This is a genomic window from Streptomyces sp. NPDC002669 (assembly GCF_042889165.1).
In the GTDB taxonomy this organism is placed as follows: domain Bacteria; phylum Actinomycetota; class Actinomycetes; order Streptomycetales; family Streptomycetaceae; genus Streptomyces.
Map to the genome: position 1 here is coordinate 20832 of NZ_JBIAQQ010000015.1, position 15594 is coordinate 36425.

At 71.5% G+C, this 15594-nt stretch carries 10 protein-coding genes and 2 CRISPR repeat arrays; of the genes, 6 read left to right on the forward strand and 4 right to left on the reverse strand.

The annotated features are described in order from the left end of the window. Positions 1-30: 30 nt before the first annotated feature. The gene (locus ACFYW1_RS22205; protein WP_388995683.1) at positions 31-348 is read left to right on the forward strand and encodes a 4a-hydroxytetrahydrobiopterin dehydratase; all 318 of its coding nucleotides are present in this window, start codon (positions 31-33) and stop codon (positions 346-348) included. 309 nt (positions 349-657) lie between these two features. After that, positions 658-2026: a CRISPR direct-repeat array (repeat unit 29 nt; unit sequence GTGGTCCCCGCGCGTGCGGGGGTGGTCCC). A 926-nt stretch (positions 2027-2952) separates the two neighbouring features. On the opposite strand, the gene ACFYW1_RS22210 is transcribed toward ACFYW1_RS22205, so the two are convergent. From ACFYW1_RS22210 to ACFYW1_RS22220, 3 genes are all read right to left on the reverse strand, one after another. Then, the gene (locus ACFYW1_RS22210) at positions 2953-4137 is read right to left on the reverse strand and encodes a helix-turn-helix transcriptional regulator (RefSeq protein ID WP_388995686.1); all 1185 of its coding nucleotides are present in this window, start codon (positions 4135-4137) and stop codon (positions 2953-2955) included. A 44-nt stretch (positions 4138-4181) separates the two neighbouring features. After that, the gene (locus ACFYW1_RS22215) at positions 4182-4820 is read right to left on the reverse strand and encodes an HAD family hydrolase (RefSeq protein ID WP_388995689.1); all 639 of its coding nucleotides are present in this window, start codon (positions 4818-4820) and stop codon (positions 4182-4184) included. Positions 4821-5085: 265 nt separating this feature from the next. Next, positions 5086-6275: direct repeats of the CRISPR family, unit length 29 nt; unit sequence GTGGTCCCCGCGCGTGCGGGGGTGGTCCC. 340 nt (positions 6276-6615) lie between these two features. Continuing rightward, positions 6616-7569 carry a LysR family transcriptional regulator gene (locus ACFYW1_RS22220; RefSeq protein ID WP_388995692.1) on the reverse strand — a complete coding sequence of 318 codons (954 nt, stop codon included), beginning with the start codon at positions 7567-7569 and terminating at the stop codon, positions 6616-6618. Positions 7570-7631: 62 nt separating this feature from the next. Here ACFYW1_RS22220 and ACFYW1_RS22225 point away from each other — a divergent pair, with 62 nt between their 5' ends. The 4 genes from ACFYW1_RS22225 to ACFYW1_RS22240 all read left to right on the forward strand — a co-directional run bounded on the left by ACFYW1_RS22225 (position 7632) and on the right by ACFYW1_RS22240 (position 11418). After that, positions 7632-8954: an MFS transporter gene (locus tag ACFYW1_RS22225; protein WP_388995695.1), complete on the forward strand. Its 1323-nt coding sequence runs from the start codon at positions 7632-7634 to the stop codon at positions 8952-8954. A gap of 158 nt (positions 8955-9112) precedes the next feature. After that, positions 9113-9829, forward strand: a complete 717-nt coding sequence (locus ACFYW1_RS22230) for a L,D-transpeptidase family protein (RefSeq protein ID WP_388995698.1) — start codon at positions 9113-9115, stop codon at positions 9827-9829. A 241-nt stretch (positions 9830-10070) separates the two neighbouring features. Next, positions 10071-11090, forward strand: a complete 1020-nt coding sequence (locus ACFYW1_RS22235) for a sigma-70 family RNA polymerase sigma factor (RefSeq protein ID WP_388995701.1) — start codon at positions 10071-10073, stop codon at positions 11088-11090. A 10-nt stretch (positions 11091-11100) separates the two neighbouring features. Next, positions 11101-11418, forward strand: a complete 318-nt coding sequence (locus tag ACFYW1_RS22240) for a hypothetical protein (RefSeq protein WP_388995704.1) — start codon at positions 11101-11103, stop codon at positions 11416-11418. A gap of 70 nt (positions 11419-11488) precedes the next feature. Here the strand turns inward: ACFYW1_RS22240 and ACFYW1_RS22245 are convergent, their stop codons facing one another. Further along, on the reverse strand, positions 11489-11866 hold the full coding sequence (locus ACFYW1_RS22245) for an STAS domain-containing protein (protein ID WP_388995707.1): 378 nt from the start codon (positions 11864-11866) through the stop codon (positions 11489-11491). A gap of 426 nt (positions 11867-12292) precedes the next feature. On the opposite strand from ACFYW1_RS22245, the gene ACFYW1_RS22250 reads away from it, so the two are divergent. After that, the gene (locus tag ACFYW1_RS22250; protein WP_388996099.1) at positions 12293-15568 is read left to right on the forward strand and encodes a S8 family serine peptidase; all 3276 of its coding nucleotides are present in this window, start codon (positions 12293-12295) and stop codon (positions 15566-15568) included. The last annotated feature ends 26 nt before the right edge of the window (positions 15569-15594 follow it).

The following is a 15594-nucleotide window of genomic DNA, read 5'->3' on the forward strand; positions in this document are numbered from 1 at the left end:
TACCGGCACCGATGATCGGGAGGGGATGACGTGACAGACGCACCGAAGCCGTTGTCGGGCGAGGAGATCGCGGAGCGGCTGGCCGCGTTGCCGAAGTGGACGCGGGACGGGGACACGATCCATCGCAGGGTAGATATCCGGTACCACGCGGGTGTCGCGATGATCGTGCACATCGCCGACCGGGAACGGCGCATCGGCCACCATGCGGACATCGACCTCAGGATCGACCACCTGCACATCGCCGTCACGACGCACGACGCCGACTACAAGCTGACCGAGGCCGACTTCGACCTCGCAGCCCGGATCGACGCCATCGCCGCAGCGCACCAGTCCACCCCACTCGACTGACCCCGACGGGCGGCATGGAGGCGCCGGGTACCAGGTACCGGGAAAACCGAGCCAGGCGCCTGTGGGATTGGCGCTGTCGAACCGTCAACATGCGGACATCGACTTGTGGAACAGGTCCAAGCCTCCCACCTTGCGGACCGAGTTCAGCCATGAGAAGGGACAGTCGAGGGGAAGGCGGCCTGAGATAATCGCTCCGTACAGACCTCTACCCACCACCTAAAAAGAATGCCCCTTGTAGGTGTTATGTCGGAATCCGTGAAAGTAAGTAAAACTGGCGCCCTGCCGCGATAAAGCCGCAGGTCACGAACTGTGGTCCCCGCGCGTGCGGGGGTGGTCCCGCGGCGATCAGCAGCCGGGCGATCTCGGGCGCGTGGTCCCCGCGCGTGCGGGGGTGGTCCCGGAGTTGACTTCGTCGACCACGTGGAGCGGCTGTGGTCCCCGCGCGTGCGGGGGTGGTCCCAGACCTGGACACACAGAGCCACCAGCGCACCGGTGGTCCCCGCGCGTGCGGGGGTGGTCCCTCCTCCTGGTGGCTGTACGACGGGCAGGACGGGTGGTCCCCGCGCGTGCGGGGGTGGTCCCGGCCTGCGGGCGCTGCTGAAGGAGATGGGGTTGTGGTCCCCGCGCGTGCGGGGGTGGTCCCTGGTGATGATCCCGCGGGAGAAGGCAAGGACCGTGGTCCCCGCGCGTGCGGGGGTGGTCCCACCGGCACAATCAAAGTCGCCAGCTTCCCCCGGTGGTCCCCGCGCGTGCGGGGGTGGTCCCCCATCGCGACCGCGTGTCCGGTACGTCATGGTGTGGTCCCCGCGCGTGCGGGGGTGGTCCCGAGGGCGCCGAGCTGCTGTCGGACTGTGCGGAGTGGTCCCCGCGCGTGCGGGGGTGGTCCCAGCCCACCCCGTTCCCGCAGTTCAGTCGCATGGTGGTCCCCGCGCGTGCGGGGGTGGTCCCTCTCCCGGCCCTTGGTCCGCGGCCTCCAGTGCGTGGTCCCCGCGCGTGCGGGGGTGGTCCCACCCGATCTGCCGTGATCACCGTCCCGGACGGGTGGTCCCCGCGCGTGCGGGGGTGGTCCCCCGGTCACCCGCGCCTGCAAGACCTGCGTGCAGTGGTCCCCGCGCGTGCGGGGGTGGTCCCACCCTCACGCTCCCCCGGGACGAGGTCAGGATGTGGTCCCCGCGCGTGCGGGGGTGGTCCCTCCCTGGCCCTGCCCAAGCGGAGCGAGCTCGCGTGGTCCCCGCGCGTGCGGGGGTGGTCCCGGGTCGAAGACGAACGAGGCTTGGGCGTGGACGTGGTCCCCGCGCGTGCGGGGGTGGTCCCCGGCCACACCGAGCAGTGGTGGGCCCACCTCGGTGGTCCCCCGCGCGTGCGGGGGTGGTCCCCCGTAGTAGGTGAGCTGCCGGCTGACACCGTGGTGGTCCCCGCGCGTGCGGGGGTGGTCCCTGGGGCCGCGCACGTTCTTGTCTCCGGCGAGTGTGGTCCCCGCGCGTGCGGGGGTGGTCCCGCGTCCACGACGTCCGGGTTGCGGTGGACGTGGTCCCCGCGCGTGCGGGGGTGGTCCCGAGGCAGTGCAGCCGTACCAGCGAATCGTTCAGTGGTCCCCGCGCGTGCGGGGGTGGTCCCTACCAGAATCCCCGACGGAGTTGGGCACATGCGTGGTCCCCGCGCATGCGGGGATTGTTCACCAGCCGTTCGGGCCCCGAGCCCCGGTGGGGATGTGCCAGACGCCGGAACTCTCGTCTGCCTCACGGCCATAACCGAATCTGCGGGCTTCCGAACGGACGATGCGCACCCAGGCGTCTCGGGCGACCTCGATCACCATGGCCATCAGGGCTTCCGCTCACCCGGATACGGTGTCGGCCGCACCGAAACGGGCAACGAGCACGGCCGATCATGAATACGGACCGTGATGCCGGGCCCGGTCGCACCGGGCACGTCGTACGCCCTCGACTCCCCGTATGTCATGAGCTGTTGACAGCGGTCGCACCTCACCGACGGGCCTCTCGCCACACCCGGACGAGCCGGACCGCGACCGGGCACGGTGCGCGTCGGCAGGCGGTGCACGCGCAGGTATGACCGAGGAGTACGCGGTACGCCCGGTCGCCGCGCAAGTGGGCGTACTTCGTCAGGGTGATCACTGGCCGTGGCCCTTCCAGCAGACGGGACAACAGCGGGGAAACCACAGAGCCGAGGTTCCGTGGGCATCCACCGGGCGGGGACCGAGGTCACGGGCCGTTCCGTTGACCAGCGCGACGGAGCACCAGACACAGTGGGTGCCGCGCTGCTGGGCAGTGGACAGGAGGGCCGGATCAGGCAGGCCGATCTCAGCAGTGGGCATCGTCGGCTCCAGTACTGACGAGGGAATCGCAGCCGCAGGAGATGCTCGGCCGCGTCCGGACCTGCCCTGACAGGGCAATGGCCCTGGTCTGCACGGAGTACCGGACCACAGCGCCACAGCGCCGGCGAGCGGCGTTGTGAAGACAGGCGATGCTCACCTGCCCTTCCCCGAGCATGGGGGTGGTCATGGGGCCCTCCTCTACCTGCATGATGCGGACAGACAGAGCTTGAGGCCTGGGCCGAGCCACAACTGCTACTGCTTGTAGCAGTTGGTCAGACAGCCCCGATCCAGTGCGCGAAGTGCGACAGGGCCTCCGCGTCGGCGCGATGAAAACGCCGCAGGCTGCCGGCGACTTCACGCGCCCACGGGTGCTCGCGCGTGTGCTGCGGAGCTGCTGCCCGCGCTGCTTTGAGACTCCCGAACGCGTCGGCCTGAAGCCCGGCCCACCCCTGCGCACGGGCCAGCTCGATGTAGAAACCGCTGCGGCGCTCGGCCGGCAGGCCGACAGGTGGCGTCCACTCCGTCGCTACGCGCAGAGCGCGGTCGACGTGGTCGCGCCCGAGGCCGACAGCGACGGACACCTCATGGATTCGGACCGAGTCGGGGCCGAACGCAGTGCCCAGGTAGATGCCTTCGCGCGCGACCTGATCACCGAGCTGCCGGGCGTGCTCCAGGTGGGTGTTGGCGGCATCTGCGTTTCCGTCGCGTCCGGCGATGACGGCGGCCCGCATGTGGAGGGCGCCGCGGGAAGCCGCTTCCGACCGGGACGACGGCGCGGGCGCCACGTCGATCGCCTGCTCCAGTGCGGCAAGGCCGGCGGCGTGGGACCGGGCCGTGAAGAAGACCTCGGTCCGTACGTATGCCGTGGCAGCCTGAACGAGAGGGTCCTCCGTACGGTCGGCTGCCCAGCGCATCAGGTCGATCAGCCGGGCAGAAAGGTCACGTGCCCCGTACTTGAAGGCAACCGCGTCGCCGACACGGGCGGCAGCGGCCAGCATCCGGGCAGCGGTCCGCTGTTCGGCACCGCGCGCGGCGTGGGCGTACCGGATGGCGTCGCCCAACAGGCTGGGGATCTCCGTGGCGATCCGCCCGTACTGGGCGCCGAGCCTCCAGACCACTGCCGTACTGATCGCGTTCGCCAGCTCGTCCGGCGTACGGGTGGGAGAGCCTTGTGGGATGTCGTACCCGGCGATCGTGGCCGACAGTTCCGGGAGGGCTTGGTGAACCCGCCGTTCAGTGCCCACATACCCCGTGCGCAGTTGGGTGGCGTCCACCGAGAGGGCGGCGGCGATCGCTTCGATCACCTCGTCGCTCGGCCGCCGTGCACCACGCTCGACAGCGCGGATGGTGGCGTAGGAGACGTGCGCGGCCGAGGCCAGACCGGTCTGGGTGAGGCGGCGCGCGCGTCGGCGTGCGGCGATTCGCTCACCGACCTCGCGCGGGGAGTCGGCGGACATGCTCCGACCGTACCCGCGCCGTCACGGGGCAGGTACGAAACCGGTTATTCGGCGACGATGTCGATCAGGTCCATGAGCGAATCAATCACCCAGTCCGCAGTCTCCCGAACTTGGGGATCGTCTGCCCACAGGTGCCCCCAGGGGCCGCGACGGAGGTGCGCCGTGCGAAGCCCTGCCCGTGCGGCCGGGACAGTGTCGTTCATCGGGTGGTCACCGACGTAGACGGTGTCCTGCGCCGGGGCGTGGGAGGCATCGAGGACCCGTGCGAAGAAATCGGGGGACGGTTTGGCACAGCCCCATTCCCCAGAGGTGGCGATGAAGTCGGCCGGCAGACCCATGCCGCGCAGCAGGTCACCGGCACGAATCGTCTGGTTGCCCGCGACGACGACCCGGACCCCCAACTCCTGCAGCGCGGTGAGTGCAGGGCGCACGTCCTCGTACAGGTCGGATTCATCGAGGTGCTCGCCACGGCCGGCGGCCTCTCGCGCGGCGTACTCGGCCGCAATGTCGATGCCGGGGCGCAGAAGGCGAAGGGCTTCCGCATTGTCGAGGCCCTGTGCGGTGACGGCGCCGACGAGCGCGGACAAGGTGTGTCCGGGTACGCCCAGCCAGTCCGCCCAGGAGGCCCAGTAGCGATCGTCGCGAACGAGCGTTTCACCGATGTCGAACACGATCGTCTTCACCCAGTGAGCTTACGGGCAGGGCCAACAACCAGAACTGGCGGGCCGCGTGTGCGTCGCACAACCCTGGGTTCAGACCTATCGGCTGCTACAGACCGAGTTCAGTCGTGAGAAAGAACCGTCGAGATGAAGGCGGCCTGAGACAATCGCTCTGCACAGATCTCCTATCTACTACCCAGACAGGATGCCCCTTGTAGGCGTTATGCCGGAATCTTTGGAAGTAAGTAAAAAGCGCACCCTGACGCGATAAAGCAGCAGGTCGCGAACTGTGGTCCCCGCGTGTGCGGGGGTGGCCCCAGGCGTCGGCGCATCCTCGCCTCCAGGAGCAGGTGGTCCCCGCGTGTGCGGGGGTGGCCCCACCGGGCCCGCGGCTGCTGCTTCTATCAGGACGTGGTCCCCGCGTGTGCGGGGGTGGCCCCGGGCCCGGCCACACGGTCGGGGTCTTCAGCATGTGGTCCCCGCGTGTGCGGGGGTGGCCCCCCGGCGTAGATGCTCATGACCGGCCCGGCCGTGTGGTCCCCGCGTGTGCGGGGGTGGCCCCTGGCTCAACGCCGGTGTCCCGGCCGCGACCGTGTGGTCCCCGCGTGTGCGGGGGTGGCCCGCAGTTCCCGGCCGCCGTAGAAGCGGCCGACCGGTGGTCCCCGCGTGTGCGGGGGTGGCCCCCGGTCGCCGGACGCGCTGGTCAGACGGCGGTTGTGGTCCCCGCGCGTGCGGGGGTGGTCCCTCCATCGGCGCGCACCACGCGTACCCGCCCGAGTGGTCCCCGCGCGTGCGGGGGTGGTCCCCATCCGAGGACAGTGGGCCCGGCGGCCGGGGCGTGGTCCCCGCGCGTGCGGGGGTGGTCCCGTGAACTGCGCCCACCCGATCCAGCCCACCGCGTGGTCCCCGCGCGTGCGGGGGTGGTCCCTGAAGGCGGTCACACGGCCGGAAGCTGCTCTCGTGGTCCCCGCGCGTGCGGGGGTGGTCCCTCGATCGGTGTCGTTGCGATCTCCCGGCCTGGGTGGTCCCCGCGCGTGCGGGGGTGGTCCCTTGGTTGAGGTTGACGCGGGCCCTCGGAGGGAGTGGTCCCCGCGCGTGCGGGGGTGGTCCCGGGGCCGACCGCGTGGCCGTCGCAGTCCTCGGGTGGTCCCCGCGCGTGCGGGGGTGGTCCCGTGTCGTGGTAGATGGTGACCAGGTCACCGGCGTGGTCCCCGCGCGTGCGGGGGTGGTCCCCCGCTCACGTGCTGAAGGAAATCGGCCCATTCGGTGGTCCCCGCGCGTGCGGGGGTGGTCCCCCAGGGTTCTCCTGCGTCATCGGATACGACGGGTGGTCCCCGCGCGTGCGGGGGTGGTCCCCGGCGCACGACCAGCGGCTCGGCGCCGGTCTCGTGGTCCCCGCGCGTGCGGGGGTGGTCCCGCGGCGAGGACTTCACCGACCAGGAGGTGGGTCGTGGTCCCCGCGCGTGCGCCGCGTGCCGAGTCCCCGGCGAGTGGTCCCCGCGCGTGCGGGGGTGGTCCCAGCTCGGTCAGGGGGTTGATGGCATCACGGATGTGGTCCCCGCGTGTGCGGGGGTGGCCCCTCCGGCAGCGATGCCACGGCGTACGCCCTGCGGTGGTCCCCGCGTGTGCGGGGGTGGTCCCACGATCGGCACCGCCGCGTGGTCCCCGCGCGTGCGGGGGTGGTCCCGGCGCGTACTCCGCGGCCTTGAGGGTCATCAGGTGGTCCCCGCGCACGCGGGGGTGGTCCCGTAGGTGTGCTCGACGCGGAGGCGCACCGGGTGTGGGCCCCGCGTACGTGGGGCCCGTAACGACAAAAGCCTCAGTCCGGCAGCAAATGCCCCCGGCGGGAGAGGAGGAAGCGTTTGAAGGCGGCCACCGGTGGGGTGTCGGGGTGGCCGTCGAGCCAGGCGACGCCGATTTCGCGGGCGGCTCTCGGGGCCGTGACCGTCAGTTCGACGACTCCGGGGCGGGCCACCGCCGGAGGGGGGAGGAGGGCCACGCCCAGGCCGGCGGCGACCAGGCCGCGGAGGGTTTCCGCCTCCTCGCCCTCGAAGGCCACCCGGGGGGTGAAGCCCGCCTCGGCGCACAGGTCGTCGGTGATCCGGCGCAGGCCGTAGCCCGGTTCCAGGGTGACGAACTTTTCGTCGGCGGCCTCCGCGAGGCGGATGCGGCGGCGGCCGGCGAGGCGGTGGTCCTCGGGGACGACCAGGCGCAGGCGCTGTTCGTCCAGGCGGCGGGCGACCAGGTCGGGGGCGTCCGGGACGGGGGAGGTGAGGCAGAGGTCGAGGCCGCCGGCCCGGAGGCGTTCGATCATCGCCTCGCCGTAGTTCTGCACGAGCTGGAAGCGGACACCGGGGTGGTCGGCGCGGAAGGCGCGGATGAGGGCGGGGACGGTCTCCGAACCCATCGTGTGCAGGAAGCCGAAGGCGACCTTCCCGGTGGCCGGGTCGGCGTCGGCCCGTACCGAGTCGGCGGCCTTCTCCACCTCGGCCAGGGCCCGCTCGGCGGAGCCGAGGAAGGTGCGGCCCGCCGGGGTGAGCGAGACCGTACGGCCCTTGCGGGCGAACAGGGCGACGCCCAGGTCCTGTTCGAGCCTGACCATCGCCCGCGACAGCGTCGACTGCGGGACGCCGAGCTCCTGCGCGGCGCGCGTGACGTGTTCGTGGCGGGCCACCGCCGCGAAGTGGGCCAGGCGCGGTGCGAGCACGGCGCGGATGTCTTCTTCGTAACTGCCCGGTGACAGCCGAGGCTGTGAGCTGCGTTCATGCGCCATGGGATTGATTATCGCCACTTCGTGCATTGGACGCATGAAACGGAGGGGCCTACTTTCGAAGCATGCCTCCTGCCAGTACCGGGGCGTCCACGCTCGTCGTGGCCGCCTCGTCCCAGCCGTCCCCCGTCGCCGCCTCCCCCGCGCCCGCCGCCACCGCCGCGCCGGACCGCCTCGAACCCGGCCGCCCCGGCTACCGCCGGATGAGCTTCGCGCTCTTCGCCGCAGGCGTCGCGACCTTCGCACTCCTCTACTCCACCCAGGCCCTGCTGCCCGCCGTCTCCGCCTCCCTCGGCGCCACGGCCGGCCAGGCCAGCTGGACGGTCTCCGCCGCGACGGGTGCGCTGGCACTGTGCGTACTGCCGATGAGCGCGCTCTCCGAGCGGTTCGGACGGCGGCAGATGATGACCGCGTCGCTGACGGTCGCCGTACTGGTCGGGCTGCTCGTCCCCTTCGCCCCCTCGCTGGGCTGGCTGATCGCGCTGCGCGCCGTCCAGGGCGCGGCACTGGCCGGACTGCCCGCCTCCGCGATGGCGTACCTGGCGGAGGAGGTACGGCCGAAGGCGCTGGTCGCCGCGATCGGACTGTTCGTGGCCGGCAACAGCATCGGCGGCATGAGCGGCCGCATCGTCACCGGCTGGATCGCCCAGCTGTGGGGCTGGCGGGCGGCGCTCGGCGCGGTCGGACTGATGGCCCTGGCCTGCGCGGTCGTCTTCCACTTCATGATCCCCAGGGCCCGGCACTTCACCCCGGGAACGCTGAACCCGAAGGCCCTCGCCAGGACCGTGGGCGACCACCTCTCCGACCCGCTGCTGCGCCGGCTGTACGCGATCGGCGCGCTGTTCATGACGGTGTTCGGCGCGGTCTACACGGTGATCGGCTACCGGCTGGTGGAGGCGCCGTTCAACCTCCCGCAGGGGGTCGTCGGCTCGATCTTCCTGGTCTACCTCGTCGGTACGGTCTCCTCCGCCGCGGCAGGCAAGCTGGTCGCCCGGCTCGGCCGCCGGGGTGCGCTGTACCTGGCCGTCTCCACCACCGCCGCCGGGCTGCTCCTCTCCCTCTCCGACCGGCTGGCCGCCGTGCTCCTCGGCCTGGTCCTGATCACGGCGGGCTTCTTCGCCGGGCACGCGGTCGCCTCCTCGTCCGTCAGCCGTACGGCCACGAAGGGCCGCGCCCAGGCGTCGGCGCTCTACCAGTCCGCGTACTACCTGGGCTCCAGCGCGGGCGGCACGCTCGGCGCGGTCGCCTTCCACGCGGGCGGCTGGACCGGGACCGTGGCGCTGGGCCTGTTCGCGGTACTCGGCGTCGTGTCGATCACGCTGTACGGCTCGCGGGCCGCCCGCGCCGAACGGCTCCGGACCTCGCCGGTGGCGGCCGCACGGGCCTGAGGCCGGGCACGCCCTCCGGCGCCCGCCCCGGGCGGCACCCGGCACCCGGTGCCCGGCGCCCGTGCAGAACTGAGACATTCGGCGCACAACCATCGACTCCCCGACGCGCGTCTAGCAGGCGGAATCACCTCACGGCGCGCGAAGGGGAGTTGGCGTACATGGGAGTCGCGGGGAACATACGGAGAACACGGCTGCGGCGCGGCATCGCGCTGACGGTCGCGGGGCTGGCCTCGGTGCCCGCCCTGGTCATCGGTACCGGCGGGTCGGCGCAGGCGGCGTCCTGCACGAAGTCCACCGGGCCGTACCAGAAGCAGGTCGAGAAGTACCTGCACCGGCCGGTCGACGGCAAGCAGTCGTCCGCCGACTGCAAGGCGATCCGGTCGTTCCAGAGCACGTACGGGGTCACCCCCACCATCGGGTACGCGGGTCCGGTCACCTGGCGCACGATGAAGACGCTCACGGCCCAGAAGGCGGCCGGCAAGAACCCGAACAAGGACAAGAAGTGCCCCACCAACAAGGGGCGCATCGCGTGTGTCGACCTGACCCGGCAGCTGAGCTGGATCCAGGACGGCAGCAAGCTGAAGTTCGGTCCCGTACCGGTCCGGACCGGCCGCAACGGGTACGAGACCCGCACCGGGTCGAAGAAGATCTACTGGCGGAACATCGACCACGTCTCGTCGATCTACCACGTGGCCATGCCGTACGCCCAGTTCTTCGACGGCGGGCAGGCGTTCCACTCGGTGGGCGTGAAGATGTGGAACCCGCCGGGTTCGCACGGCTGCGTCAACATGCGCTCCGCCGACGCGAAGTCGTACTGGAAGCTGCTGAGGAACGGCGACGACGTCTACGTGTACGGGCGCAAGCCCGGCACCTGATCCGGCCCGGCCGACCGGGCCCCGGCGCCGTCCCGGGGCCGGCCGGAGCCCGGTCGGAACTCGATCGGGCCTGGTCGGAGCCCCGGCGGGGCTTGTTCGGAACCCGGCCGGGGCCTGGTCGGAACTCGGCCGGAACTCGCCCCGAACGTGACTGGAACACGGCTGGGGCAAGGACGGCTTCGGCGCTTTCCGTCCCTGTTGTCAGTGGCCTGCTGTAGCTTCCGAAGTGCCGAAGTGGGCGGTGGCACAGCGCAACAGGGGTGGAGCGATGAGTGATATGACGGCGACGACGGACATCGACAGCCGTCTGGAGGGACACCGGGTCGAGCTGACCGGCTACTGCTACCGGATGCTCGGCTCGGCCTTCGAGGCGGAGGACGCCGTACAGGACACGCTGGTGCGTGCCTGGCGGAACTTCGAGAAGTTCGAGGGGCGCTCCTCGCTGCGGTCCTGGCTGTACCGCATCGCCACCAACGTCTGTCTGGACATGCTGAACGCGGGCAACAAGCGGGCCCGTCCCGTCGACCTGACGGGGCCCACGCCGCTCGCCCAGGCGGCGCTCAACCCGCTGCCGGAGAACACCTGGCTGGAGCCGATGCCGGACGGCCGCATCCTGCCGACGGTGGCCGACCCGGCGGAGGCCGCCGTGGCGCGGGAGTCGGTGCGGCTCGCGTTCGTCGCCGCGCTCCAGCACCTGCCGCCCAAGCAGCGGGCCGTGCTGATCCTGCGCGAGGTGCTGGCCTGGAAGGCGAGCGAGGTGGCCGAGCTGCTGGACACCTCGGTCGCCTCCGTCAACAGCGCCCTCCAGCGGGCCCGGGCCACCCTCACGGAGCACGAGGGCAAGCCCGTGGACACCGCGAATCCGCTCGACGAGGAGCAGCGCAAGCTCCTGGAACGGTACGTGGCGGCCTTCGAGGGGTACGACATGGCGGCGCTGACCGCGCTGCTCCACGAGGACGCCGTGATGACCATGCCGCCGTTCGACCTCTGGCTCCAGGGGCACGACGACATCACCGGCTTCATGCTCTCCATCGGCGCGGGCTGCGCGGGCTCCCGCCTGGTGCCGACGTTCGCCAACGGCACCCCGGCGTTCGCCCACTACAAGCCGAATCCGGAAGGCCCCGGCTTCGTGCCGTGGGCGGTGCAGGTCATCGACATCTCGGACGGCGCCATCACGGGGATGCACTGCTTCCTGGACACGCCGCGCTGGTTCCCGCTCTTCGGGCTGCCGGACCACCTCGACGACGACGCGACGGCATGAGGCCGGGCCGGTGAGACGCGGAATACGGAACGGGCTGGTGGCCGGCTGGGTGGTGCTGGCGGCCGGTGGCTGGGGGGTGACCCGGTGGATGGGTGAGCCCTCCGCCACCGGCGGCCCGGCCCCGGTGGCGCCGCCGTCCTCCGGCGCGGAACCGGGGCCGCAGCCCGAATCCTCCTGCGAGGATTTCATGGCGGAGCCCGCGCGCCCCACCGCCTTCCCGGACTCGTCCGGCGTTCCACCGAAGGTCGTGGCCGACGGGAGCGCCTCCGCCCGTGTGGTGCTCTGCGACTCGGCCCGGATCACCTCGTCCGGGGACGCGGAGGACTGAGCCGGGCGGGCGCGGGGGCGGAATGGACGGGGCGGGATTCGGCAGGGGGCGACCGGGGAGACGGGGGCGGTCAGCCCACGGTCTCCCCCGCTCCCGTCCCGCAGCCCGCGTCCCTCACGCCCATTGCGTCGGCCGCGCCCGTAACGCTCGCGACGCCCATCACCTCGGCCAGTCCCACCAGGTCCAGCAGGCTCCGCAGTTCCGGGGACGCGTTGCGCAGCCGTAGTCTTCGGCCGCCCGCCCGGCGTGCGACGACCACCAGCCGCGCTATCGCCTCGACCAGTGCCAGGTCCGCCCGTACGACCCCGCCCACGTCGCAGTCCACCCCGGCGGCCGGGTCGCGGGCGGCGCCGTCGGGGCCGTGCAGCAGCGCCTCCAGCTCGGCACAGAGTCCCGGCACCGCGTCCCTGGTGACGCGGCCGGTGACGACGAGAACGATCGGGGTCATGGCTTCCACATCAGGAGAGACCGACGCGGCGGCCGAAACTCATCGCTGCCCGGTCCGGCACTTCCCCACAGTCGTCCCCGGCGGCCCCACCGTTCCGCGCCGAGCCGTTCCGCGCCGCCCCGGACCGTGCCGCGCCGTTCCGAGCCGTCCCTCACCGCCCCGGACCGTTCCGCCCCGGACCGTTCCGCACCGTCCCGGACCGGTGATCTTCAGTCAACTCCGGTGATCTGTGCGCCTCCTGTGAACCCGTCTGCCCAATTCCCCCTCTAGGTACGTGAACCGGTCGGCACCGGCGTCGCCGTCGTGCCGACTGACCAGTGGCCCTCGGGGCCGCCTGATTCTCCAGGGGGAGAGTTGCGCAGACACGTGAAGAACGCGTGTGTTTCGACCGTCGCCGTGGCAGCCGCCGTGGCGCTCGCGGCCGGGATGACCAGCCCGGCCGCCGCACAGCCCGACACCACCGGGCCGACCGGCACCAAGTCCCTGACCCAGCACCGGCTGACGCTGATCACCGGTGACCTCGTCACGGTGGACGCCAAGGGCCGGGTCGTCGGCTTCCGCGCCGCGAAGGGGCGCGAGCACATACCCGTGCAGCGCCAGATACGCGACGGGCACACGCTGCTCGTCCCGGCCGACGCGCACCGGCTGATCAGCTCCGGGAAGCTGGACCGCCGGCTGTTCGACATCACCGAGCTGAGCCGGGCGGAGAACCGCCGGGCCCAGAAGGCGGGCCTGAAGCTGATCGTCTCCTACCGGGGTGCGAAGGCCGCCACCGCGAAGGCCGAGGTCCGCGACGCCGGTTCCACCCGGGTCGCCCGGACCCTGAAGACGCTGAACGCCGAGTCGGTGATCACCCCGCAGCGCGACGCCGGGGACATCTGGCAGGCGCTGACCAGCAAGACCCCGCGCAGCGCCCAGCTCACCACCGCCGCCGGGATCGACCGGGTCTGGCTGGACGGCGTGCGCAGGGCGAGCCTCGACAAGAGCGTCCCGCAGATCGGCACCCCGGCCGCGTGGAAGGCCGGTTACACCGGCAAGGGCGTCAAGATCGCCGTCCTGGACACCGGAGTGGACGCCACCCACCCCGACCTCAAGGGCCAGATCCTCGAAACGAAGAACTTCACCACCTCCCCGGACGCCAAGGACCGGGTCGGCCACGGCACCCACGTCTCGTCGATCGCGGCCGGTACGGGTGCCAAGTCGGGCGGCAAGTTCAAGGGCGTGGCGCCGGACGCCAAGCTCCTGGAGGGCAAGGTCCTCGACGACGACGGCTTCGGCGACGACTCCGAGATCCTGGCCGGGATGGAGTGGGCGGTCGCGCAGGGCGCCGACATCATCAACCTGAGCCTCGGCGGCGGTGACACCCCCGAGGTCGACCCGCTGGAGGCGGCGGTCGACAAGCTGTCCGCCGACAAGGGCGTCCTGTTCGCCATCGCGGCGGGCAACGAGGGCCCCGGCGCCGGCACCGTCGGTTCCCCCGGCAGCGCGGACGCCGCGCTGACCGTCGGCGCCGTCGACGACAAGGACGGCCTGGCGGAGTTCTCCAGCCGCGGCCCGCGCATCGGCGACAGCGCGATCAAGCCCGACGTCACCGCCCCCGGCGTGGACATCACGGCCGCCGCCGCCCCCGGTTCCGCCATCGACCAGGAGGTCGGGCAGAACCCGCCGGGCTACCTGACGATCTCCGGCACGTCGATGGCGACCCCGCACGTCGCGGGCGCCGCCGCGCTCCTCAAGCAGCAGCACCCGGAGTGGAAGTACGCCGAGCTCAAGGGCGCGCTCACCGCCTCGACGAAGCCGGGCGCGTACACCCCGTTCGAGCAGGGCACGGGCCGGATCGCCGTCGACCGGGCGATCGCCCAGACCGTCGTCGCCGAACCGGTCTCGCTGGGCTTCGGCCTCCAGCAGTGGCCGCACACCGACGACACCCCGGTCACCAAGAAGCTGACGTACCGCAACCTCGGCACCGATGACGTCACCCTCGACCTCGCGGTCACCGCGACCGGGCCGAAGGGCAAGCCCGCCCCGGCCGGCTTCTTCACCCTCGGCGCCGACAAGGTCACCGTCCCCGCGGGCGGTACCGCCGACGTGCCGCTGACCGTGAACACCAAGCTCGGCGGCACCGCCGACGGTGTCTACTCCGCGTACGTCGTCGGGACCGGCGGCGGCCAGAGCGTCCGCACGGCGGCCGCGGTCGAGCGCGAGATCGAGTCGTACGACGTCACCGTCAGGACCATCGGGCGCGACGGCAAGCCGGCCCAGTTCGTGGAGACCGACTTCTTCGGCCTCTCGGGAACGGCGCTCGGCCAGTGGCTCTCCCCGACGAACACCGACGGCACGGCCAAGGTCCGTCTCCCCAAGGGTGGTTACACCCTGAACGGGGCCGTCACCGTCGACCCCGACGACTACGCCAAGGGCACCGACTGGCTGTCCCAGCCGAAGCTGGACGTCACCAAGAACCTCACCGTGACGCTCGACGCGCGCAAGGCGAAGCCGGTGAACATCACCCTGCCCGCCACCGGGACGAAGTCCCTGCTGGCCGCGCCCGACCTCCAGTTCGCGACCGAGGAGGGCGACTACACCTACGGCTGGATCCTCGACACCTACAAGAACTTCAACACCGCGCACTTCGGCCCGAAGGTGACCGACGGCTCGCTCTCCCAGCACTGGCTCGGCAGCTGGGCCAAGGGTGCCTCCACCCGGTACGACATCGCGGCCGGCGGCCCGGCGACGCAGGCGTCCACCGGTTACCAGCGGAAGTACACCGCCGCCCAGCTGGCCAAGGTCGGCCTCACCCTCGGCTCGCCCGCCAAGGGCAAGACCGGTGAGGTCTCCGCGTGGGCCGCGCTGCCCGGCGCGGGCAGCGTCTGGGCGAGCTGGACCATCCACAAGATCCCCGGCAACGTCACCACCTACGTCTCCACCGCCGACAAGGTGAAGTGGGGCTTCGAGTTCAACCAGGACGGCGGGCTCGACGAGGACGGCTACCCGGTGACCGAGGCGCAGTACTCCCTCGGCGACCCGCAGACCTTCAAGGCGGGCAAGTCCTACACGAAGAAGGTCAACACCGCGGTGTTCGGCCCTGCGGTCACCTCCGAGTACGGCATCATCCGGGACGGCAACGACCTCGTCGGCGCACTGCCGATGGTGGCCGACGGAAGCGGCAACCTCGGTGATTCCGCCTACAGTTCGGCCAAGACGGTCCTGTACCGCAACGGCAAGAAGCTCGCCCAGAACGAGGACTCGCTGACGGGGGGCACCCCCTTCGCCGTGCCGTCCGCCGCCGCCGACTACCGGCTGACGACCTCGCTGCGGCGCAGCGCCGCGCTCTCCCCGGTCTCCACCCGGATCGACGCGAGCTGGACCTTCCGCTCCAAGCGGACCTCGGCCCCGACCATGCTGCCGGTCTCCACGGTGCGGTTCACTCCCAACGTCACCTCCGACAGCCGGGTCACGGCCGGCCGGACCGCTTCGGTGCCCGTGACGGTGCAGGGCGCCGCCGCCGGCAAGAACCTCAAGTCGCTGACGGTGTACGTCAGTTACGACGGCGGCAAGACGTGGAAGAAGTCCGCGGTGAAGAAGGGCAAGCTCTCCGTGAAGAACCCGGCCAAGGGGAAGTCCATCTCCTACCGGGCCGATGTCACGGACAAGAAGGGCAACAAGTCGTCGGTGTCGATCTACCACGCCTACTTCGGCAAGTGACCGATCCCGGGCGGTGAGCCGACAGG

Bases quoted from the DNA above. Each gene is read 5' to 3' on its own strand.
- ACFYW1_RS22210 (WP_388995686.1), bottom strand. From the start codon at position 4,137: ATGTCCGCCGACTCCCCGCGCGAGGTCGGTGAGCGAATCGCCGCACGC.
- ACFYW1_RS22220 (WP_388995692.1), bottom strand. From the start codon at position 7,569: ATGGCGCATGAACGCAGCTCACAGCCTCGGCTGTCACCGGGCAGTTAC.
- ACFYW1_RS22225 (WP_388995695.1), top strand. From the start codon at position 7,632: ATGCCTCCTGCCAGTACCGGGGCGTCCACGCTCGTCGTGGCCGCCTCG.
- ACFYW1_RS22230 (WP_388995698.1), top strand. From the start codon at position 9,113: ATGGGAGTCGCGGGGAACATACGGAGAACACGGCTGCGGCGCGGCATC.
- ACFYW1_RS22245 (WP_388995707.1), bottom strand. From the start codon at position 11,866: ATGACCCCGATCGTTCTCGTCGTCACCGGCCGCGTCACCAGGGACGCG.
- ACFYW1_RS22250 (WP_388996099.1), top strand. From the start codon at position 12,293: ATGACCAGCCCGGCCGCCGCACAGCCCGACACCACCGGGCCGACCGGC.